Raw genomic sequence first — 20,748 nt, forward strand, 5'->3', positions numbered from 1 at the left:
CCCTCGCGAGCCGCCCCCCGGTGTCCCGCACGTCATGTCTCCGTAACCATTGATTCAGACGGGCTTGCGAAGCTCGGCCAATGAATCCCGCCGTGCCAGAGCCTTCCCCGCCCCGTGAGGGTCCCGAGGGAAACGGGAGCACTCATGTGACACCCCCGCTCCCGCCCGCGCTGTCCGACGCGCCCGTGATGCTCGCGGCGCGGAAGAATGGGTCCATGAGCCAGCCGAACACCCAGGCACAGGTCCAGCACGCGCAGCCCTCCGTGGGCTCCATCGCAGCCCACCGCCCTCACACGGTGGCCGCGGCGGTCTCCGATCTGGAACCGGACATCGACGCCGACCTCGACGCGTACGAGGAGTCGCCGTACGACGGGCCCCAGCTGCCCCAGGGCCGCTTCCTCGACCGGGAGCGCAGTTGGCTCGCGTTCAACGAGCGCGTGCTCGAGCTCGCCGAGGACCCGAACACGCCCCTGCTGGAGCGGGCCAACTTCCTCGCGATCTTCGCCAGCAACCTGGACGAGTTCTTCATGGTCCGGGTGGCCGGTCTGAAGCGCCGCATCGCCACCGGCGTGGCCACCCGCTCCGCCTCCGGCCTCCAGCCCCGCGAGGTGCTGGAGATGATCTGGGCCCGCTCCCGCGAGCTGATGGCCCGGCACGCCGCCTGCTACCACGAGGACGTCGCCCCCGCGCTCGCGGAGGAGGGCATCCACCTGGTCCGCTGGAACGAGCTGCAGGAGAAGGAGCAGGCCCGCCTGTTCACCCTGTTCCGGCACCAGATCTTCCCCGTGCTGACCCCGCTGGCGGTCGACCCGGCGCACCCCTTCCCGTACATCTCCGGCCTGTCCCTGAACCTGGCCGTCGTCGTGCGCAACCCGGTCACGGGCCACAAGCACTTCGCCCGGGTGAAGGTGCCGCCGCTGCTGTCCCGCTTCCTGGAGAGCTCCCCGGGCCGCTACGTCCCCATCGAGGACGTCATCGCCGCCCATCTGGAGGAACTGTTCCCGGGCATGGAGGTTCTGGAGCACCACGCCTTCCGCCTCACCCGCAACGAGGACCTGGAGGTCGAGGAGGACGACGCCGAGAACCTCCTCCAGGCCCTGGAGAAGGAGCTCATGCGGCGCCGCTTCGGGCCGCCGGTGCGCCTGGAGGTCGAGGAGTCCATCGACCGCGAGGTCCTGGACCTGCTGGTGCGCGAGCTGAAGATCAGCGAGGCCGAGGTCTACCCGCTGCCGGGCCCGCTGGACCTGACGGGCCTGTTCCGGATCGCCTCCCTGGACCGGCCCGAGCTGAAGTACCGCAAGTTCGTCGCCGGCACCCACCGCGACCTCGCCGAGGTCGAGTCGGCGTCCGCGCCGGACATCTTCGCCGCCCTGCGCGAGCGGGACGTGCTGCTGCACCACCCGTACGACTCGTTCTCGACCTCCGTCCAGGCCTTCCTGGAGCAGGCCGCCGGCGACCCGGACGTCCTCGCCATCAAGCAGACCCTGTACCGGACGTCGGGCGACTCCCCGATAGTCGACGCGCTCATCGAGGCCGCCGAGGCCGGCAAGCAGGTCCTGGTCCTGGTCGAGATCAAGGCCCGCTTCGACGAGCACGCCAACATCAAGTGGGCCCGCAAGCTGGAGGAGGCCGGCTGCCACGTGGTCTACGGCCTGGTCGGCCTGAAGACCCACTGCAAGCTGTCGCTGGTGGTCCGCCAGGAGGGCGAGACGCTCCGCCGCTACAGCCACGTCGGCACCGGCAACTACCACCCGAAGACGGCCCGCCTCTACGAGGACCTCGGCCTGCTCACGGCAGACCCGCAGGTCGGCGCGGACCTCTCGGACCTCTTCAACCGCCTGTCCGGCTACTCGCGCCGGGAGACCTACCGCCGGCTGCTCGTGGCGCCCAAGTCGCTGCGCGACGGCCTGGTCTCGCGGATCACCAAGGAAGTCCAGCACCACCGCGCGGGGCGGCCCGCGTACGTCCGCATCAAGGTCAACTCGATGGTCGACGAGGCCGTCATCGACGCCTGCTACCGCGCCGCCCAGGCGGGCGTGCCGGTGGACATCTGGGTGCGCGGCATCTGCGCGGTGCGCCCGGGCGTGGCGGGCCTGTCGGAGAACATCCGGGTCCGCTCGATCCTCGGCCGTTTCCTGGAGCACTCCCGGGTGTTCGCCTTCGGCAACGGCGGCGAGCCCGAGGTGTGGTTCGGCAGCGCCGACATGATGCACCGCAACCTCGACCGCCGGATAGAGGCCCTCGTCCGGGTCACCGACCCGGCCCACCGGGCGGCCCTGAACCGGCTGCTGGAGACGGGCATGTCCGACTCCACCGCCTCCTGGCACCTCGGCCCGGACGGCGACTGGACCCGGCATGCGACCGACGCGGACGGACAGCCCCTGCGCAACGTCCAGGAGATGCTCATAGACGCCCGGAGGCGCCGGCGTGGCACAGCAACACCTTGACCCGACGGATCCCCGGTCCAGGCACGCCGGCCCCGTCCCCACCGGTGACGCCCTCGCGGGCTATCTGCGGGCCCAGGCCACGGAGTTCCTCCGAGCGCTGCGCCTGCACCGGGAGACGGGGTCGGGGGCGAACGGCTCGGAGGGGTCCGCCGAGGCGGCCCGCGCCCTGCGCCGCTCGGCCCGACGCATCAGCGCCAGCCTGCACACCTTCCAGCCCCTCCTCGACTCGGACTGGTGCGAGGCGATGCGCCCCGAACTGGCATGGGTGTCGGGGACGCTGGCGATGGAGCACGCGTACACGGCGCGCCTGGAACGCCTGCTGGCGGCCCTGCACCGCCTGTCGGGCTCGGCGGCGTTCCCGGCCCAGACCGGTGCCCGGGTGACGGCGGCACCGTCCCCCAAGGCCGGCGCGCCCGCCCAGGAACGCGGCAACCTGACGGTGGGAGCGGCCAAGGCGGGTGCCCTCCTCGACCGGCAGCTGACGCTCGCCCGCACCCGGGCCCACTCCACGGCCCTGCAGGCCCTGGGCAGCAGCCGCTTCCACGCCGTCGCGGACAGGGTCGCGGTGCTGGCCAGCGAGGTCCCCCTCGCCAAGACCGCCGACGCCACCGACCTGCGCCCCCTCTCCACCGCGGCCCAGGACCGTCTCGCCGACGCCGTGGCGGCGCTGCCCCTCGTGGTCGCGGGGCACCCGTACAACGCCGCGGCCCTCGTCCACGGCCTGTCCCCGGACACCGTCCCGCACCCGCAGGACGCCCCGTGGCACCAGGTCCGCCTGCTGCTGCGCCTGCACCGCTACGCCCGCGAGGCCGTCAGCGGCCCCCAGGGCAACGCCGTGGTCGACCTGCGGCTGCTCGCCGCCGGCCAGGCCCTGAACCGGCACCGCGACGCCTCGGAGGCGTCGGCGTCGGCGGCCCAGGCCGCCCGCACCCCGCGCATCGCCCCGGCCACGGCCTACGCCCTCGGCGTGCTCCACGCCGACCAGCGGCACGAGGTGGAGGCGGCGCGTTTCGCGTTCCAGCAGGCCTGGCAGAAGGAGACCGTCGGCGCGTCATGACCGGGCCCGGCACCAGGAGGCGGTGAATCCGGTGAGCACACCCAAGGACACCACGGTTCAGGCGGCGGGCTGCGTCCTGTGGCGCCGCTCCCGCGCCACCGGCGAGCCGGAGCTGTGCCTCATTCACCGGCCGAAATACGACGACTGGTCGTGGCCGAAGGGGAAACTGAAGCGCGGCGAGGAAGCACTCGCGGGCGCGCTGCGCGAGGTGGCGGAGGAGACGGGCTGCCGGGCCGTGCCCGGCCCCGAGCTGTCCACCCAGCGCTATCGCGCCAACGGCCGGCCCAAGAAGGTCCGCTACTGGGCTGCCGAGGCCGTGGCCTGCGCGTTCTCCCCGACGGACGAGGTGGACCGGGTCTTGTGGCTGGATCCCGCCGCCGCCCGGGACCGGCTCACCCAGGCCCACGACCGGCCCCTGGTGGACGAACTGCTCGCCGTTCTGCACCTGCCCCGGACGGCCGGCTGACCGGAAGGTCCGCTTTCGTCCGCAAAAGCGGAATGCCGACGTGCTCTCCCCGTGAGCATTCCGTGACCTAACCAGGCCTTAGGCAGGGGTTCACCCCTCGTTCATTTGCGGCCATCGGCGGCTTCACCTGATCTGCCTAATTTCGGCCTTACCGACGCGAGCCGCGCCCGCAGAGTGCGACCGCGTCCGCATCACTCAGACTTCGCACGCCGCCGAACCAGGACGGCGGCTCCTGGAAGGAACTCAAGTGAAGCTTCAGCGCATGAACCGGCGGGCCCTCGCTCTCGGTGCTCTCGCCGTCTCCGGCGCCCTGGCCCTCACGGCGTGCGGCTCCGACGAAACCGGCAACCCGGACGGAGGCTCCTCCAACGCCGCCGCGCCGAGCAACATCAAGTGTGACGACGCCTCTGGCCAGGTCCTCGCCGACGGCTCCTCCGCGCAGAAGAACGCGGTCGACGCGTGGGTCAAGCAGTTCTCCGCGGCCTGCAAGGTGGAGATCAACTACAAGGCCGGCGGTTCCGGCGCCGGTGTCACCGCGTTCACGCAGGGCCAGGTCCCCTGGGCCGGTTCGGACTCGGCGCTCAAGCCCGAAGAGGTCAAGGCCTCCCAGAAGATCTGCTCCGGCGGCCAGGGCATCGACCTGCCGATGGTCGGCGGACCCATCGCCGTCGGCTACAACGTCCCGGGTGTCGACAACCTCGTCCTGGACGCCGCGACGATCGCCAAGATCTTCGACAGCAAGATCACCAACTGGAACGACCCGGCGATCGCGAAGCTGAACCCCGACGCGAAGCTGCCCAACCTCAAGATCCAGGCCTTCCACCGCTCGGACGAGTCCGGCACCACGGACAACTTCACCAAGTACCTGATCGCCACCGCCAAGAAGGACTTCCCGTACGAGGGCGGCAAGGCCTGGCAGGCCAAGGGCGGCCAGTCCGCTCCGCAGTCCTCCGGGGTCGCCGCGCAGGTCAAGCAGACCGCCGGCGCGATCGGCTACTTCGAGCTGTCGTACGCCAAGGACGGCATCAAGACCGTCGCCATCGACACCGGCGCCGGCAAGCCGGTCGAGGCGACCGTCGACAACGCCACCAAGGCCATCGCGGACGCCAAGGTCGTCGGCACCGGCAAGGACCTCGCGCTGGAGCTGAACTACGCGACCAAGGCCGAGGGTGCCTACCCGATGGTCCTGGTGACGTACGAGATCGTCTGCGACAAGGGCAACAAGACCGACACCCTGCCCGCCGTCAAGGCGTTCCTGCGCTACGCGGCCTCGGAGGACGGCCAGAAGATCCTCGCCGAGAACGACTACGCGCCCATGCCCGACGACATCATCGCCAAGGTTCGCACGACCGTCGAGAGCCTGAGCTGACCTGAGTGCGGTCCGGTCTCCCCAGCGGGACCGGACCGCACCGTCCGGTGCACCGCCGCCAAGAGCCGCACAGCACGTGCGGTTCCGCAGACCGGAGAACCCGATGGACACAACACAGATAGCTGACGCACCACCCCCCATCCAGCCACCCGCGGCCGAACAGAAGCGCGCGGCCCGTGGAGCCACCCGGCCCGGAGACCGGATCTTCCTCGGTTTCTCCCGTGGCTCGGGCATTCTGCTGCTGGTGATCATGGCCGCGATCGCGGGCTTCCTCACCTACCGCGCAGTCCTCGCCATCAGCAAGGACGACGGCAACTTCCTGACCACCTTCGAATGGAACACCGGTACCACCCCGCCGGTCTTCGGCATCGCGGTCCTGGCCTACGGCACGATCGTCTCCTCGATCATCGCCATGGTCATCGCGGTCCCGGTCTCGGTCGCCATCGCGCTGTTCCTGACGCACTACGCCCCGCGCCGGCTGCGCGGCCCGATCGCCTATGTGATCGACCTGCTCGCCGCCGTGCCGTCCATCGTGTACGGCCTCTGGGGAGCCCTGATCCTCGTTCCGCACATGAACGGGCTCTTCGGCTGGCTGAACGACTACCTCGGCTGGACCGGCATCTTCTCCTGGCAGGGCGGCGCCGCACGCTCCATGCTCACCGTGGGCATCCTGCTCGCGATCATGATCCTGCCGATCATCACCAACGTGAGCCGCGAGGTCTTCCGCCAGGTCCCGCAGATGCACGAGGAGGCCGCCCTGGCCCTCGGGGCCACCCGCTGGGAAGTGATCCGCATGGCGGTCCTCCCCTTCGGCCGCTCCGGCATCATCTCCGCCTCGATGCTCGGCCTCGGCCGCGCCCTCGGCGAGACGATGGCCGTCGCCACCGTGCTCTCCCCCGACTTCCTGATCCACACCAGCCTGCTCGACCCGGGCGGCGGTACCTTCGCCCAGAACATCGCCAGCAAGTTCAGCGAGGCCACCGAGTTCGGCCGTGACGCGCTGATCGCCTCCGGCCTGGTCCTGTTCGTCATCACCCTGCTGGTCAACGGCGCGGCCCGCGCGATCATCGCCCGCCGCAAGGAGTACTCGGGGGCCAACGCATGAGCACCGCAAGCATCACCCCGAAGCGCCCCAGCACCCTGCGCGGCGGACAGTTGCCCAAGTGGGCTCCGTGGGCCATCGCCGCCGGATCCGTCGCCCTCGGGCTCGGCATCAGCGCAGCCGCCGGCCTGCACAGCAGCATCCAGTGGGCCCTGATCGCCGCGATCCTCTACGTCCTCGGTACGTACGTGATCGCGGCCCGGGTCGAGAACCGCCGCCAGGCGAAGGACCGTGTGGTCACCTCGCTGGTGTGGGTCGCGTTCCTGCTCGCCGTTGTGCCGCTGGCCTCGCTGGTCTGGTCGACCGTCCAACGCGGCGTGAAGGTCCTCGACGTCTACTTCCTGACCCACTCGATGGGCGTGGTGGCCGACTCGGAGACGGGCGGCGGCATCTACCACGCCATTCTCGGCACGCTGGAACAGGTCGGCCTCGCCACGCTGATCGCCGCTCCGGTCGGCGTGCTCACCGCGATCTACCTGGTGGAGTACGGGCGCGGCAACCTCGCCCGGGCCGTCACCTTCTTCGTCGACGTCATGACCGGCATCCCGTCGATCGTCGCCGGCCTGTTCATCCTCAGCCTCATGCTGATGTTCGAGATGGAGCCCTTCGGCTTCGCCGGCTCGCTCGCCCTCGCGATCCTGATGATGCCGGTCGTCGTCCGCTCCACGGAGGAGATGCTCAAGCTCGTCCCGAACGAGCTGCGCGAAGCCTCTCTGGCGCTCGGCGTGCCCAAGTGGCGCACCATCCTGAAGGTGGTCCTGCCGACCTCGCTCGGCGGCATCACCACCGGCATCATGCTGTCGATCGCCCGTATCGCCGGTGAGACCGCGCCCGTGCTGCTGCTGGTGTTCGGCAGCAAGTTCATCAACGCCAACCCCTTCGAGGGTGCGCAGGCGTCGCTCCCGCTGTACATCTACCAGCAGTACGGGTCGGGCGAGGTCACGGCGTACGACCGGGCATGGGCGGCGTCCCTCACGCTGATCGCCTTCGTGATGATCCTGAACCTGGTGGCCCGCGGGATCGCCCGCTGGAAGGCCCCGAAGACCGGTCGCTAAGCGACAATTTGCGGCTACCGCCGCGCGGGGCCACAGCGACCCCCAGACTTTGGAAGTGAAGTAGTAATGGCCAAGCGAATCGACGTAAGCGGACTCACCGCCTACTACGGCTCCCACAAGGCGATCGAGGACATCTCGATGACCGTCGAGCCGCGCTCGGTGACGGCGTTCATCGGCCCCTCCGGCTGCGGCAAGTCGACGTTCCTGCGCACGCTGAACCGCATGCACGAGGTCACCTCGGGCGGCCGGGTCGAGGGCAAGGTGCTCCTCGACGACGAGGACCTCTACGGCACGGGCATCGACCCGGTGTCGGTCCGCCGTGAGGTCGGCATGGTGTTCCAGCGCCCGAACCCGTTCCCGACGATGTCGATCTTCGACAACGTGGCGGCGGGGCTGCGCCTGAACGGCAACTACAAGAAGAGCGAGCTGGCGGACATCGTCGAGCGCTCCCTCAAGGGCGCGAACCTCTGGAACGAGGTCAAGGACCGCCTGAACAAGCCCGGCTCGGGCCTCTCCGGCGGCCAGCAGCAGCGTCTGTGCATCGCGCGGGCGATCGCGGTCGAGCCGAACGTCCTGCTCATGGACGAGCCCTGCTCGGCGCTCGACCCGATCTCCACGCTCGCGATCGAGGACCTGATCGGCGAGCTCAAGGAGCGCTTCACGATCGTCATCGTGACGCACAACATGCAGCAGGCGGCCCGCGTCTCCGACCGCACGGCGTTCTTCAACCTCGCGGCGGTCGGCCAGCCCGGCAAGCTCATAGAGATCGACGACACGGAGCGGATCTTCTCCAACCCGTCGGTTCAGGCCACGGAGGACTACATCTCCGGCCGCTTCGGCTGAGCCGGACCCCGCCGACTCCTCGCGGTGCTGCATGGCGGTGCCACCGCGAGGCCGAAAAAGGGCCCGCCCCTCTCCCAGGGGCGGGCCTTTTCGTGTCTCAGCTGCGGGCATGCGTGCCGCTAGGGGCGGCACGGGTGGGCGCAGCGGCACCCCGCTCCGCCGGGCTGCGGACCCACCCGGCGTCAGCACAGACCCGCTGAGCTACAGAAACGCCGGGTTCACGACCTACAGAAACGCCAGATTCACGATCCCGAAGGACGCCGCAGCCACAATCGCCGCAGCCGGCATCGTGATGAACCACCCCAGGATGATGTTCTTGGCGACGCCCCAGCGCACGGCGTTCACGCGCTTGGTGGCCCCGACGCCCATGATCGCGGACGTGATGACATGCGTCGTGGAGATCGGCGCCTTGAACAGGAACGCCGTCGTGAACATGATCGACGCCCCCGTCGTCTCCGCCGCAAACCCCTGCGGCGGATCCAGCTCGATGATCTTCCGCCCCAGCGTCCGCATGATCCGCCAGCCACCGGCGTACGTCCCCAGCGACAGCATCACCGCACAGGCGATCTTGACCCACACCGGAATCGGATCGCCGTAGTCCTCGACATCGGCGATGACGAGCGCCATCACCACGATGCCCATGGTCTTCTGCGCGTCCTGCAGACCGTGCCCCAGCGCCATGCCGGCCGCCGAGACGGTCTGCGCTATGCGGAACCCGCGCTTGGCCTTATGCGGGTTCGCCTTCCTGAATATCCACAGGATCGCGGTCATCACGAGGTAGCCCGCCAGCATGCCGACCACCGGAGACACGAACATCGGGATGACGACCTTCTCCAGCACCCCGCTCCAGTAGACCGTCGTCCCGCCGGCCAGCGCCGCCCCGACCATGCCGCCGAACAGCGCGTGCGAGGAGGAGGACGGCAGCCCGAAGTACCAGGTGATGAGGTTCCAGACGATCGCGCCCACCAGCGCGGCGAAGAGGATGCCCATCCCCTTCGAGCCGGTCGGCGTCTGGATCAGCCCCTCACTGACGGTCTTGGCGACCCCGGAGCCCATGAAGGCACCGGCGAGGTTCATCACCGCCGCCATGGCCAGCGCGGCCTTCGGCGTCAGCGCCCGCGTCGAGACGGACGTGGCGATCGCGTTCGCCGAGTCGTGAAAACCGTTGGTGTACGTGAAGAAGAGCGCGACCGCGATGGTCACGACCAGAGCAAAGGTGTCCATGAAGGGCTCAGGACTCCTTGACGGCGATGGTCTCCACCGTGTTCGCCACGTGCTCGAACGCGTCCGCCGCTTCCTCCAGCACGTCCACGATCTGCTTGAGCTTCAGGACGTCCATGGCGTCGTACTTGCCGTTGAAGAGGTGCGCCAGCAGCTTGCGGTGGATCTGGTCGGCCTGGTTCTCCAGCCGGTTGACCTCGATCCAGTACTCGGTGAGGTTCTCCATCGTCCGCAGGTGCGGCATCGCCTCGGCCGTCAGCTCGGCCGCACGCGCCAGCACCTCGATCTGCTGGTCGACGCCCTTGGGCAGTTCCTCGACGTTGTAGAGGACGACCAGGTCGACGGCCTCCTCCATGAAGTCCATGATGTCGTCGAGCGACGAGGCGAGGGAGTAGATGTCCTCGCGGTCGAAGGGCGTGATGAAGGAGGAGTTCAGCTGGTGGAAGATCGCGTGCGTGGCGTCGTCACCTGCGTGTTCCGCTGCCCGCATACGCTCTGCGATCTCGGCCCGGGCGGATGCGTCCGCCCCGAGCAGTTCCATCAGGAGCTTCGAGCCTGTGACGATGTTGTCCGCGGAGGCGGCGAACATGTCGTAGAAGCTCGTCTCCCTGGGGGTCAGACGAAAGCGCACGTGGGGTCCTCGGGGTGCTTCGGTTTCGGTCAGGCTGATGCTAGGCGCATCATCCGGCCACGGCTATCGGGCCGCCCACCAGTGTCGCCCATCGGGCACAGTGACGAGCACGGGGGCGGTCACCAGGGCCGTATACCCGGCAAAGTTCGGTACCATATACCCGCCAGGGGTATCAGTTCACCCACTGTCCACCAGGAGGAAGCGATGACGGACGTGACCGACACGACAGATGTCGCACATGTCACCCCCGGCACCGCCGACCCCGCCGGGGCGGACCTGGCGGCCGATCACGACCACGGCGTGCACGGGTACCACAAGCAGAAGGACGAACACCTCAAGCGCCTGCGCCGCATCGAGGGCCAGATCCGCGGCCTGCAGCGCATGGTCGACGAGGACGTCTACTGCATCGACATACTCACGCAGGTCTCCGCCTCCACCAAGGCCCTGCAGTCCTTCGCCCTCCAGCTCTTGGAGGAGCACCTGCGGCACTGCGTGGCGGACGCGGCCCTCAAGGGGGGCGACGAGATCGACGCGAAGGTGAAGGAGGCGACCCAGGCGATCGCCCGCATGCTGCGGACGTGAGCCGGGTCCGGCGGCCCGGGGTCAGCGTCTGGAGGAGTCCCGCTCCTCGGCCACCTTCAGCACCTCGTCGATGCTTTCCAGGCTGAGCCGCTCCTGGGCGGCCGAGGCCGCGATGATCAGCTCTCCGCACAGCTCGATCTCGGCGAGGGCCACGTGGTCCTGAACTGCCGTACCGCCGACCGGAGCCACGTGCATCACCTCGTCTCTGCCGTCACCGGCTTCCTAGAGTAGGGAGCGGCCTACACACCGCGCATGGCACGGACGGGCTAGTTCACGCCGGTCACTCTTCGGCGATCTTGCCCGCGTAGATGTCGTCGGCTGCGGGCAGCCGTACGCGCGCCGGAGCCCCGAAAGCGTAGAGCAGCGTGGTCGAGGCGACGGCCACCGGGCTCTTCTGCTGCCCGTTCAGGAAGCTGAAGCGGTGCCTGACCTTGCGGATGCGTCCCTCGTCGTCGAGGTAGGCGTCGAACGGCACCGCGGCGGTGGCGAACCCGTCGGCCGCCGCCTTCAGGGAGTCCTTGTTCCCGTCCGAGGCACGCCGGGCCGCGTCCCCGAGATCCGCCGTCCCCCGGTAGTGCCGCACTTCGGTGCCCGCGACCTCCGTCCTGCCTACGTACGCCGCCGTCCGCGTCCCGAGCAGCACCTCGGCCGCCGTGAACGGATCGGTGGCCCCGCCGGTGACGAGGTTCCCGTCGGACAGGGTCCGCGTGTCCACCCGCACCCACTTGTCCGGGGGCACACCGGCACCCCGGTTCTTCATGAACAGCGCACCCGGAGCGAGCAGTTCGGTGATCGGCCGACGCTCGGCGACGCCCGCGGGATCCTGCGGCAGCAACACCTTCAGCTGCCCCATCCGCTTCCGGTAGTCGTAGACCCCGGCGCCCCGGATGGTCACCCGGGTCCCGCCGGCGGCCATCTCCATCGACGTACGGGCCTTGGAACTCCCCGCGTCCACCAGCCGGCCGGCGGCCTGTCGCAGCACCCCGACCGCGTCCCCGCCGCGGGAGTCCCCGGCGACCGCGTCGCCCCCGGAGCACCCCGCGGTCCCGAGCCCCGCCCCGGCCAGGACCCCGGCCGCGACGACCGCCGCACCCGCCCGCCCGCGCCGCCGTTCGCGCTGCCGCCCAGTCATCGCCTGCCTACCCCCAGCCGGTACGTCCGTCACGGGCCCCCCGTTGTTCGGTTAACGACGGGTATGTGCCCCCGTCACGCGAGGCCGTGCCGACCGCCGTACGAACTCCTCACCCGGGGTGGGTAACGTTGTCGGCGTGGCGCAGCAGGACGGGCCGGAGCCTCCCCCCAACCTCCCGGAACACCGCACGACGACCATGGAGAAGGGCCGCTTCTGCATGGCCCACTGCAGCTGCGGCTGGCGCGGCCCGGCACGAAGAGCCAGAAGCCAGGCCCGCACGGACGCGGAGCGGCACGCGATGCGCTGAGAACCGTGGCGGACGCTGTTCCGCCCGGGACCGGACCATGGAACCCTCACCCCCAGCACCCCGTCTCCCAGGACGGAACCACCGGGAGGCCCCATGGAACGGCGCACGATCCTCACAGCCGGCACGGCGGCGATCGCCGCGGCCGCGACCCCCTTCACCACCGCCTGCACCCAGTCGGGCGACCGCTCCGGGGCCACGGCCTCCAACGCCTCGCGCACCATGACCACGTCGAGAGCCACCGCCGCCAACTGGTCCGCCCTGGCCCGCGACCTCGACGGCCCCCTGGTCCGCCCGGGCGACGCCGACTGGCCCGCGGCCCGGCAGCTCTACAACACCCGCTTCGACGGCCTGAAGCCCGCCGCGGTCGCGTACGTGTCCCACCCGGAGGACATCCGCACGACCCTGGCCTACGCCCGCACCCACGCCCTGCGGGTGGCGATCCGCAACGGCGGCCACTCCTACGCCGGCTGGTCCTCCGGCGACGGCCGTCTGATCATCGACGTCTCGAAACTCAGCCGCGTCCGGGCCTCCGGCACCACCGCGGTGGTCGGCGCCGGCGCCAAACTCATCGACGTCTACCGCGCCCTGGCCGCCAAGGGCGTCACGATCCCGGCCGGCTCGTGCCCGACGGTCGGTGTCTCGGGCCTCACCCTCGGCGGCGGTCACGGCGTGGTCTCCCGCGCCTACGGCCTGACCTGCGACAGCCTCACCCGGGCCACCCTGATCACCGCCGACGGCAAGCAGCTCATCGCCGACGCCCGTGAGAACAAGGACCTGTTCTGGGCGCTGCGCGGCGCCGGCAACGGCAACTTCGGCGTGGTCACGGAGCTGCACTTCAAGACCCACCCGGCCCCGCAGGGCGTCTCGGCGTACCTGTCCTGGCCCTGGTCGAAGGCGGCCGCGGTGGTGAAGGCCTGGCAGGAGTGGGGCCCGTCGCAGCCCGACGAGATCTGGTCGTCCCTGCACCTGGCGAATGCCGCGGGCGGCACCCCGACCGTCTCGGTCGCGGCGTTCTCCCTCGGCACCCACGGCGAGCTGAAGAACGCCGTCGACCGCCTGGCCGACCGCGTCGGCGCCCCGGCCCGCAGCGTCTCCCTGAAGCGCCGCTCGTACGAGGAGTCGATGGAGGTGTACGCGGGCTGCTCCTCGTTCCCGACGGACGCGCAGTGCCATCTGCCCGGCTCGACCCCGGGGCGTTCCCCGAAGGGCGCGCTGGGCCGCGAGACGTACGCGGCGGCGTCGGACTTCTTCGACCGCTCCCTGTCCACGGCCGGCATCCGCGCGCTGCTCTCGCAGATCGGGTCGGTGCGCGGCGGCACGGGCAGCATCGCGCTGACCGCCCTCGGCGGAGCGGTCAACCGCGTCTCCCCCACGTCCACGGCGTTCGTCCACCGCCGTTCCCGCATGCTGGCCCAGTACATCGGGGCGTGGCGGGCCGGCACGAGCGGTGCGACGGCCCGCGACTGGCTGGCCGCCGCCCACAGGTCGATGCGCCCGTACGCCTCGGGGGCGGCGTACCAGAACTACACGGACCCGACCCTGACCGACTGGCGCAAGGCGTACTACGGGGATGCGGCAACGCGCCTGGCGAAGCTGAAGAAGCAGTACGACCCCGACCGCTTCTTCACGTATCCCCAGGCGCTGTAAGGGGTCCTTTCACCATGAGCGTCCGACCCGGACGGGCATAGTGAAAGGCCCCCTGAGGACCCCTGCGGCCTTACGCGGCGAGGTCGCGCTCCGAGGCCCGCTCACTGCGTGCCTCGGGGATCACCGTGTCCTCTCCGGACGCCCGCCCTCTGCCGCGCACCAGCCACCCCACCCGGGGCGAGCGCTCGACGGCCTTCACCACGGGCGTCAGCAGGGCCATGGCGAGCGGCGACAGCAGCAGCGCCACGGCCGTGCCCAGTGCGAACCCGCCCACGACGTCCGTCGGGTAGTGCACGCCCATGTAGACGCGGATGAACCCGCCGAACAACGCCAGCACGAGCCCGATGAGCCCGAACTTCCGGTCGGCGACGAACAGTCCGACCGCCAGTGCCATGACGATCGTCGCGTGGTCGCTGACGAACGAGTAGTCGGTCTTGCCCTGGACGAGCACTTCGAGCCCCTGGTGGTCCAGGAACGGCCGGGGCCGTTCCACGAACCCCCGTATGGGCACGTTCACCAGCACGGCGACCCCTGCGGCCAGCGGCGCCCAGACCAGTGCCGCCACGGTGGAGGCCGCGTCCTCGTCGCCCCGCCGCCGCACGGTCCACCAGCACCACACCACGAGCAGGACGATGGCGAGCAGCAGCCCGTACTCACCGACGTACTCCATGACGCGGTCGAACCAGGCCGGCGCATCCTTGGCCAGGCCATTGATGTCGTACAGCAGGTCGACGTCAGGGTTCGACCCGGAATCGGCGAGTCCAGCCATGGCGCTGCGGCCCCTTCGTCGTCTCTCCCGGCGCACCTGTGCGTGCGCCGCTCCTGCCACCCCCGTGGTTGTAGATCCGCTTCCGCCGCACGCGTGCGTGACGCGTGCCGAATGAACGTCCGCTCGGCTACGTCATCAGGAACGCATGGTCCCCGTTGATACGTTCCACACTCCACCGAATGATCACGCAGACGTTATCGAAGAGAGATACGTCTTCGCAGCTCAGGGGGTGGGTTCACGGACGGTTCACACCGTCGTGGGCAGTGCTTTCGCGCCATCTTCGGTGACGCGGGTGGCTCCGAAGTAGTCAGGGGTGTCGATCGGGTCGAACCGGATGACGGCGCCGGTCCGGGGCGCGTCGATCATGTACCCGCCTCCGACATAAATGCCGACATGCCGGATGGCTCGGGAATTGGTGAGGTCGTCCGAGAAGAACACCAGGTCGCCGGGGAGCAGTTCGTCCCGCGAGGGGTGCGGACCGGCGTTGTACTGGTCGTTGGCGACGCGCGGCAGCTTGATGCCCACGGTCTCGTAGGCGGCCTGGGTCAGTCCCGAGCAGTCGAAACGTCCGCCCTGCTCAGCGGTGCCGGTACCGCCCCAGAGGTAGGGGGTGCCGAGCTTCTTCTGTGCGTACTCGATCGCGGCGGCTGCCTGCTCGGAGGGGTCGACCCGCCCGACCGGCGCCGCGAAGCTCTCCGAGAGCGTCGTGATCCGCTTCACGTAGTTCCGGGTCTCGCTGTACGGCGGCACGCCCCCGTACTTGATCACCGCGTACGCCCCCGCGTTGTAGGCGGCCAGCATGTTTTCGGTCGGATTCCCGCCAACCTTCTTCACATACGACGCGAGTTCGCAGTCGTAGGAGGCGGCGGAGGGGATCGCGTCCTTCGGATCCCACACGTCACGGTCGCCGTCGCCGTCGCCGTCGATGCCGTGGCTGGCCCACGTTCCGGGGATGAACTGCGCTATGCCCTGTGCGGCCGCGTGGCTCTGGGCCCTCGGGTTGAAGCCGCTCTCCTGGTAGAGCTGCGCGGCGAGCAGGGCCGGGCTGATGGCGGGGCAGAGGTTGCCCCACTTCTGCACGAGGGTCGCGTACGCGGCGGGCACCGAGCCCTTGGCCAGCGATTTCGCCCCGCCTCCCACGCCGTTGACCAGGTTCCCGGCGACGAGGTAGACCCCGACGACCAGCAGCATCACGAAGGCCAGGGCGGAGCTGATGGCGACACTCGCCACGATCCATGCCTTACGCACCGTCAACCGCCCCTCACCACCCAGGAGTCCGTTGGTCAGTGTAGAGGCGGCCGGCACGCCCGGGAATGATCACGGGGAGGAGAGTCGGGGCGGACGGAGGAACGGGCCACAGCACGGGCAGCACGGCGAGAGCACGGCGGATCCGGCCCGGCGCACGGGTTCACGGCCCGTCACGGATCCCCCGCCGCCTGCTCGTACAGCCGCTGCGCCTGCGTGCCGAGGACCACGCTGTAGGAGACGCCCGGGGTCGTCCCGCCCTGGTCGTGCCCGCCGAGGACCCCGACGACCTGCCCGTCCCGGTTCACCCAGGGGCTGCCGCTGGTCCCGCCGCTGAACCCGGGGCACGCGATGCGCTGCTGGGTGCGGCTGTACGCGTGCGGCTCGGCGGTGCAGCCGACGGCCCTCTCGCGCGCGCTGGGATACCCGGTGACGGTCACCGCGGTGGCCCCGGTCGCCGTGCCGGTGACGAACCGGTTCCCGCCGACGGCGTCCTGGACCTCCTCCCCGCCCCGGGGCGCGACCGCGGCGAATCCCACGTCGCTGTCCTCGTCTTGCCCCTCGGCCCACCCGCGGGCCAGGAACCGCCGCCGCACCTTCCACTCCCCGTAGGGCGCCCGTCCGTCCCGGTAGCCCGGCACGAAGACCAGCCCTCCGTCACCGCCCAGACAGTGCGCCGCCGTGACGATCAGATTCCGGTGCGGGGCGTCCACCACGGACGCCGTACAGAAGTGCCGTCCCCCCGCGGCGGGCACGAGCACCCCGACCCGGGCGTCGCGCGCGGTGGCGGTCACCCCGAGCGGCCCGCCCCCGTCGTCGGCGGTGGCGACGGACACGGCGAGGAGGGCGACGAGCATGACGACGACGGCCAGGACGCGCTTCACCGGGGCGACTGTGCCGGACGAAGGTGAGAGGAACGTCAGACGCCTGCCTGCTCGTCCTGCGCGAGCGGGAAGTGTGTGCCCGTCAGTTCCTCCGACACCCGCCACAGCCGCCGGGCCGTCAGCGGATCACCGGCGGCGCGGGAGCGCCCCACCAGGGTCGGGGCCCCGCGCATCTCGCCCAGGCCGTCGGGGCCCACATAGCTCGCGCCCGGAAGATCCTCGGTGGCGGCGTACAGGGTGGGGAGGGCGCCCGCGCGGTCGTCCTGCGCGAAGAACCTGTTGCCGAGGCGCATGAAGGCGCGCAGCACCGGGCTGGCCGCGTGGCTCTGGAGGTTGGTTGCCGCGTACCCGGGGTGTGCGGCCAGGGCGCGGACCGGGGATCCCGACTCCGTGAGGCGGCGCTGGAGTTCCAGGGTGAACAGCAGGTTGGCGAGCTTCGACCGGGCGTAGGCGCGCTGCGGGGTGTAGTTCGCCGCCAGGTCCAGGTCGTCGAAGTCGATCCTCGCGCCGCCCCAGCGGTGGGCGCCCGAGGAGACCGTGACGACGCGGTCGGTGATGTGCGGCAGCAGCAGGTTCGTCAGGGCGAAGTGCCCGAGATGGTTCGTGCCGAACTGCATCTCGAAGCCGTCCTTGGTGCGCTGCCTGGGGAGCATCATCACGCCGGCGTTGTTGACGAGGAGGTGCAGCGGCCCCTGCCAGTCCTCGGCGAAGGACCGCACGGAGGCCAGGTCCGCCAGGTCCAGCCGGCGCACCTCGGTGCTGCCGTGGACGGCCGCCGCCGCGGCCCGCCCGCGCTCGGTGTCCCGTACGGCAAGGACGACGTGCGCCCCCGCCCGGGCGAGCGCGTCGGTCGCGGTGAGGCCGATGCCGCTGTTGGCGCCGGTGACGACGACGGTCCGCCCGCCGAAGTCGGGCAGGCGGTCCGCGCTCCATGTCCCGCCGCTCTGGATGTTCGTCTTCTCAGCCATGACCCGAATGTAGGCGTCGCCAACAATGCTGTCAATGACAACAATGATGGCATCGCCAACATCGGGATACGATGGTGCGCATGCCAGCCAGCCGCCCGGCGGAGAGCCGCCCCTACCACCACGGAGACCTGCGCTCCACCCTGCTCGCCGGCGCGGAACGCACCCTGCGGGAGAAGGGGACCGGCGCGCTGTCGCTGCGCGAGCTGGCCCGGGAGGCGGGCGTCAGCCACGCCGCGCCCGGCCGCCACTTCAAGGACAAGCAGGCCCTGCTCGACGCTCTGGCACTCGTCGGCTACGACCGGCTGGGCCAGGCCCTGTCGGCCGCCGACGACCCCGCCCTCCCGCTGGAGCGGCGGCTCACCGTGCTCGCCCGGGCCTACCTCGCGTTCTCGATCGACAACGCCGAGCTGCTGGAGCTCATGTACGCCCGCAAGCACGAGCCGGACGCCTCCGAGCAGATGGCCGCCGCCGTCGACCGGACGGTGGGCTCCCTGGAGCGGGTCATCGCCGACGCCCAGGAACGCGGCGAGATCGTCGCGGGCGACCCCCAGCACCTGACCCTGCTGACGGGCGCCACCCTCCAGGGCATCGCCTCCTTCGCGGCGGGCGGCATGCTCGCGCCCCAGGCGGCCCTCGACGGCATCGAGGAGTTCGTCCACCTCCTCCTGCACGGCCTCAAGCCCCGCTGATTCCGGCCTCCAGGGTCAAGCCGCCCCCATCGCCCGGCCATCGGCCCGTCAGCGATCAGTAAGCCCCTTGCCTCCTTCAGCAATGCGGAAGTCAGAATTCCGAAACCCGTCTTGTTGTCACGTACCCAACAAGCGATCGTCGTCGCGGGTCGCCGCCCCCGCCGGGAAACGCACCGGCGGTTCCCCCACCCGCAGGCCTCTGCCCACCACTGCCAGGAGGCTGTACCTTGCGCACGACACCCCACAACACCCCCTCCACCCGCCGCAGATGGCGCCGCACGCTCTCCGCCGTCACCGCCACCGCCGCGCTCCTCCTCACCGGCCTCGCCACCGCCGCCCAGGCCCAGGCCGCCGCGGATACGAGCACCTCCAAGGTCACCTGGACCCGTTCCTGCGCCCTGCCACGCCACCAGGGCGAGATGGCCTGCAACGCCCTGCGCGTCACGGGGGGCGTCACCGCCTTCCAGAAGCAGCACGGCATCTCGGCGAAAACCGCCGAAGCCACCTCCCCCTCCGGCTACGGCCCCACCGACCTCCGCAGCGCCTACGGCCTGACCTCCGCCGCCGCGAACAACGGCTCCGGCCGGACCATCGCCATCGTCGACGCCTACGACGACCCGAACGCGGAGTCCGACCTCGCCGCCTACCGCTCGCACTACGGACTGCCCGCCTGCACCACCGCCGACGGCTGCTTCAAAAAGGTGAGCCAGACCGGTTCCACCACCGCCCTCCCCACCGCGGACAGCGGCTGGGCCGGCGAGATCTCCCTCGACCTCGACATGGCGAGCGCGATCTGCCCGAACTGCCACATCACCCTCGTCGAGGCGAAGTCGGCATCCATGGCCAACCTCGGCACCGCCGTCAACGAGGCCGTCGCCCTGGGCGCCAAGTACGTCTCCAACAGCTACGGCGGCGGCGAGTCCTCCTCCGACGCCTCGTACGACTCCGCCTACTTCAACCACCCGGGCGTCGCCATCACCGTCAGCGCGGGCGACGCCGGCTACGGCGCCGAGTACCCGGCGGCGTCGAAGTACGTGACGGCCGTCGGCGGCACCAGCCTCACCGCCTCCTCCACCACCCGCGGCTGGACCGAGAGCGTCTGGCGGACCAGCAGCACCGAGGGCACCGGCTCCGGTTGCTCCGCCTACGACACCAAGCCCACCTGGCAGACCGACACCGGCTGCACCCGGCGCATGATCGCCGACGTCTCGGCCGTCGCCGACCCGGCGACCGGCGTCTCCGTCTACGACACCTACGGCGCCGACGGCCAGGGCTGGGTCACCTACGGCGGCACCAGCGCCTCCGCCCCGATCATCGCGAGCGTCTACGCCCTCGCCGGCACCCCGTCCACCGGCTCCTACCCGGCCAAGTTCCCCTACGCGAACACCTCCGCCCTGAACGACGTGACCAGCGGCAGCAACGGCAGCTGCACCACCAGCTACTTCTGCACCGCCCGGACGGGCTACGACGGTCCGACCGGTCTGGGCACCCCGGAAGGGCTCGGCGCCTTCACCGGCTGACCCCTCCCAGCCGGTGACAGACCGTCACCGGAGAACGCCACCCGGGGCCGTGGGGGCCCGGGGTCGGCCGACGACGAAGGGGCCGCGGCAACCCAGCCGCGGCCCCTTCGCCTTGCCGGGTAGCCTTCACCCCGGGAACACCGGCGCGACCACTCACCCGACCAGCCGTCAGAAACAGCCCACAAAGGTGAGAAAGGCCGCAAGAGGACACAACGACGGAACCACACACCAGGTTCCGCTCCGGCCTCATTGCCCGGCGTGACCAGCCGTGATACACAGAGTGACCATACGATCCTTCGCACACCACCCGTCACCTCCCCTAGGGGCGGGAGCGGAAGGGTGGCAAGGTATTCGTACGAAACCCGCCAATCAATGACGCCAAGTCGACATCCGGCAGCATCATTGTCGGCGAGAATGAGGCCTGACCTCTGCACGACCGCAGAGGGTGCGGAACTACCCAACAGGGGCGGTGACTTACATGCTCTTTGCGGCCGACAAGGGAGACATCAACACCATCATCGGCGGGATCGCTCCGGACTGGGGCCCCTTCGGCAGCCTGGGCAACGAGGCGAAGGTGATGATCGAGGTCGTGATGGCGGTTGCCATCCTGCTCTGCCTCGGCATCGCCATCTGGGGCGCCGCCAAGCAGCGCATCGGAGCGACCGCCCTGCGCGACACCTTCAGCGCGGAGCAGGGCAAGGGCCTCATCATCGCGGGTCTGACGGGAGTCTTCATCATCGGCTCACTCGGCACGCTGTTCACCATCGTGTACGGCATGGCCGTGTAGCCCGGGCACCGACCGCCCGGCCGGGCA

Annotated in this window: 21 protein-coding genes; 13 read left to right on the top strand and 8 right to left on the bottom strand. The window is 70.3% G+C overall.

Features of this window, described 5'->3' with window-relative positions; translation table 11 throughout:
* The first annotated feature begins 80 nt into the window (after positions 1 to 80).
* The 7 genes from RFN52_RS18730 to pstB all read left to right on the top strand — a co-directional run bounded on the left by RFN52_RS18730 (position 81) and on the right by pstB (position 8,339).
* A complete protein-coding gene (locus tag RFN52_RS18730) occupies positions 81 to 2,447 on the top strand; it encodes an RNA degradosome polyphosphate kinase (RefSeq protein ID WP_184847776.1) in 2,367 nt (788 codons plus the stop codon).
* Complete coding sequence (locus RFN52_RS18735; protein WP_184847777.1) at positions 2,428 to 3,504, top strand: CHAD domain-containing protein; 1,077 nt, start codon at positions 2,428 to 2,430, stop codon at positions 3,502 to 3,504. Before RFN52_RS18730 ends, RFN52_RS18735 begins: the two co-directional genes overlap by 20 nt.
* Positions 3,505 to 3,535: 31 nt before the next feature.
* Entirely contained in the window at positions 3,536 to 3,970 is a 435-nt protein-coding gene (locus RFN52_RS18740; RefSeq protein ID WP_184847778.1) for an NUDIX hydrolase, read from the top strand.
* Between the two features lie 247 nt (positions 3,971 to 4,217).
* A complete protein-coding gene (gene pstS, locus RFN52_RS18745) occupies positions 4,218 to 5,339 on the top strand; it encodes a phosphate ABC transporter substrate-binding protein PstS (RefSeq protein ID WP_184847779.1) in 1,122 nt (373 codons plus the stop codon).
* Positions 5,340 to 5,442: 103 nt separating this feature from the next.
* A complete protein-coding gene (gene pstC, locus RFN52_RS18750; protein ID WP_184847780.1) occupies positions 5,443 to 6,444 on the top strand; it encodes a phosphate ABC transporter permease subunit PstC in 1,002 nt (333 codons plus the stop codon).
* Positions 6,441 to 7,496, top strand: a complete 1,056-nt coding sequence (gene pstA, locus RFN52_RS18755) for a phosphate ABC transporter permease PstA (RefSeq protein WP_184847781.1) — start codon at positions 6,441 to 6,443, stop codon at positions 7,494 to 7,496. The genes pstC and pstA overlap by 4 nt, the downstream gene beginning before the upstream one ends.
* Positions 7,497 to 7,562: 66 nt before the next feature.
* The gene (gene pstB / locus RFN52_RS18760) at positions 7,563 to 8,339 is read left to right on the top strand and encodes a phosphate ABC transporter ATP-binding protein PstB (protein WP_031105672.1); all 777 of its coding nucleotides are present in this window, start codon (positions 7,563 to 7,565) and stop codon (positions 8,337 to 8,339) included.
* A gap of 225 nt (positions 8,340 to 8,564) precedes the next feature.
* Here pstB and RFN52_RS18765 read toward each other — a convergent pair whose 3' ends face one another.
* Positions 8,565 to 9,563: an inorganic phosphate transporter gene (locus tag RFN52_RS18765; RefSeq protein ID WP_184847782.1), complete on the bottom strand. Its 999-nt coding sequence runs from the start codon at positions 9,561 to 9,563 to the stop codon at positions 8,565 to 8,567.
* A gap of 7 nt (positions 9,564 to 9,570) precedes the next feature.
* Entirely contained in the window at positions 9,571 to 10,191 is a 621-nt protein-coding gene (locus RFN52_RS18770; RefSeq protein ID WP_062927701.1) for a DUF47 domain-containing protein, read from the bottom strand.
* A 204-nt stretch (positions 10,192 to 10,395) separates the two neighbouring features.
* Here RFN52_RS18770 and RFN52_RS18775 point away from each other — a divergent pair, with 204 nt between their 5' ends.
* Positions 10,396 to 10,773, top strand: a complete 378-nt coding sequence (locus RFN52_RS18775; RefSeq protein WP_229856699.1) for a metal-sensitive transcriptional regulator — start codon at positions 10,396 to 10,398, stop codon at positions 10,771 to 10,773.
* Between the two features lie 21 nt (positions 10,774 to 10,794).
* Here RFN52_RS18775 and RFN52_RS18780 read toward each other — a convergent pair whose 3' ends face one another.
* Positions 10,795 to 10,962 (bottom strand): hypothetical protein, encoded by a 168-nt coding sequence (locus tag RFN52_RS18780; protein WP_167345922.1) that lies wholly within the window; start codon positions 10,960 to 10,962, stop codon positions 10,795 to 10,797.
* A 91-nt stretch (positions 10,963 to 11,053) separates the two neighbouring features.
* Complete coding sequence (locus RFN52_RS18785) at positions 11,054 to 11,905, bottom strand: SCO4651 family lipoprotein (protein WP_184847783.1); 852 nt, start codon at positions 11,903 to 11,905, stop codon at positions 11,054 to 11,056.
* A gap of 136 nt (positions 11,906 to 12,041) precedes the next feature.
* Between RFN52_RS18785 and RFN52_RS18790 the strand changes: the two genes are divergently transcribed.
* A complete protein-coding gene (locus tag RFN52_RS18790; RefSeq protein WP_184854229.1) occupies positions 12,042 to 12,212 on the top strand; it encodes a hypothetical protein in 171 nt (56 codons plus the stop codon).
* 93 nt (positions 12,213 to 12,305) lie between these two features.
* Positions 12,306 to 13,859: an FAD-binding oxidoreductase gene (locus RFN52_RS18795; RefSeq protein ID WP_184847784.1), complete on the top strand. Its 1,554-nt coding sequence runs from the start codon at positions 12,306 to 12,308 to the stop codon at positions 13,857 to 13,859.
* Between the two features lie 70 nt (positions 13,860 to 13,929).
* Here the strand turns inward: RFN52_RS18795 and RFN52_RS18800 are convergent, their stop codons facing one another.
* From RFN52_RS18800 to RFN52_RS18815, 4 genes are all read right to left on the bottom strand, one after another.
* Complete coding sequence (locus tag RFN52_RS18800) at positions 13,930 to 14,628, bottom strand: phosphatase PAP2 family protein (protein ID WP_184847785.1); 699 nt, start codon at positions 14,626 to 14,628, stop codon at positions 13,930 to 13,932.
* Between the two features lie 246 nt (positions 14,629 to 14,874).
* The gene (locus RFN52_RS18805; RefSeq protein WP_373308555.1) at positions 14,875 to 15,819 is read right to left on the bottom strand and encodes a bifunctional lytic transglycosylase/C40 family peptidase; all 945 of its coding nucleotides are present in this window, start codon (positions 15,817 to 15,819) and stop codon (positions 14,875 to 14,877) included.
* A gap of 227 nt (positions 15,820 to 16,046) precedes the next feature.
* Positions 16,047 to 16,757 (bottom strand): trypsin-like serine peptidase, encoded by a 711-nt coding sequence (locus RFN52_RS18810; RefSeq protein ID WP_374050164.1) that lies wholly within the window; start codon positions 16,755 to 16,757, stop codon positions 16,047 to 16,049.
* A gap of 35 nt (positions 16,758 to 16,792) precedes the next feature.
* The gene (locus RFN52_RS18815; protein WP_184847787.1) at positions 16,793 to 17,725 is read right to left on the bottom strand and encodes an oxidoreductase; all 933 of its coding nucleotides are present in this window, start codon (positions 17,723 to 17,725) and stop codon (positions 16,793 to 16,795) included.
* Positions 17,726 to 17,796: 71 nt separating this feature from the next.
* On the opposite strand from RFN52_RS18815, the gene RFN52_RS18820 reads away from it, so the two are divergent.
* The 3 genes from RFN52_RS18820 to RFN52_RS18830 all read left to right on the top strand — a co-directional run bounded on the left by RFN52_RS18820 (position 17,797) and on the right by RFN52_RS18830 (position 20,721).
* On the top strand, positions 17,797 to 18,414 hold the full coding sequence (locus tag RFN52_RS18820) for a TetR/AcrR family transcriptional regulator (RefSeq protein WP_184847788.1): 618 nt from the start codon (positions 17,797 to 17,799) through the stop codon (positions 18,412 to 18,414).
* A gap of 227 nt (positions 18,415 to 18,641) precedes the next feature.
* Positions 18,642 to 19,934: a S53 family peptidase gene (locus RFN52_RS18825; protein WP_184847789.1), complete on the top strand. Its 1,293-nt coding sequence runs from the start codon at positions 18,642 to 18,644 to the stop codon at positions 19,932 to 19,934.
* 478 nt (positions 19,935 to 20,412) lie between these two features.
* Positions 20,413 to 20,721, top strand: coding sequence for a DUF8827 family protein (locus RFN52_RS18830; protein WP_003991275.1), 309 nt, complete (start codon positions 20,413 to 20,415; stop codon positions 20,719 to 20,721).
* The last annotated feature ends 27 nt before the right edge of the window (positions 20,722 to 20,748 follow it).

The sequence above is a fragment of the Streptomyces collinus genome (genome assembly GCF_031348265.1).
GTDB lineage: Bacteria > Actinomycetota > Actinomycetes > Streptomycetales > Streptomycetaceae > Streptomyces > Streptomyces collinus.

Excerpts from the sequence above, each read along its gene's own strand:
- RFN52_RS18730 (WP_184847776.1), top strand. The coding sequence starts at position 81 with ATGAATCCCGCCGTGCCAGAGCCTTCCCCGCCCCGTGAGGGTCCCGAG.
- pstC (WP_184847780.1), top strand. The coding sequence starts at position 5,443 with ATGGACACAACACAGATAGCTGACGCACCACCCCCCATCCAGCCACCC.
- pstA (WP_184847781.1), top strand. The coding sequence starts at position 6,441 with ATGAGCACCGCAAGCATCACCCCGAAGCGCCCCAGCACCCTGCGCGGC.
- pstB (WP_031105672.1), top strand. The coding sequence starts at position 7,563 with ATGGCCAAGCGAATCGACGTAAGCGGACTCACCGCCTACTACGGCTCC.
- RFN52_RS18765 (WP_184847782.1), bottom strand. The coding sequence starts at position 9,563 with ATGGACACCTTTGCTCTGGTCGTGACCATCGCGGTCGCGCTCTTCTTC.
- RFN52_RS18775 (WP_229856699.1), top strand. The coding sequence starts at position 10,396 with ATGACGGACGTGACCGACACGACAGATGTCGCACATGTCACCCCCGGC.
- RFN52_RS18785 (WP_184847783.1), bottom strand. The coding sequence starts at position 11,905 with ATGACTGGGCGGCAGCGCGAACGGCGGCGCGGGCGGGCGGGTGCGGCG.
- RFN52_RS18795 (WP_184847784.1), top strand. The coding sequence starts at position 12,306 with ATGGAACGGCGCACGATCCTCACAGCCGGCACGGCGGCGATCGCCGCG.
- RFN52_RS18800 (WP_184847785.1), bottom strand. The coding sequence starts at position 14,628 with ATGGCTGGACTCGCCGATTCCGGGTCGAACCCTGACGTCGACCTGCTG.
- RFN52_RS18805 (WP_373308555.1), bottom strand. The coding sequence starts at position 15,819 with ATGCTGCTGGTCGTCGGGGTCTACCTCGTCGCCGGGAACCTGGTCAAC.
- RFN52_RS18815 (WP_184847787.1), bottom strand. The coding sequence starts at position 17,725 with ATGGCTGAGAAGACGAACATCCAGAGCGGCGGGACATGGAGCGCGGAC.
- RFN52_RS18820 (WP_184847788.1), top strand. The coding sequence starts at position 17,797 with ATGGTGCGCATGCCAGCCAGCCGCCCGGCGGAGAGCCGCCCCTACCAC.
- RFN52_RS18830 (WP_003991275.1), top strand. The coding sequence starts at position 20,413 with ATGCTCTTTGCGGCCGACAAGGGAGACATCAACACCATCATCGGCGGG.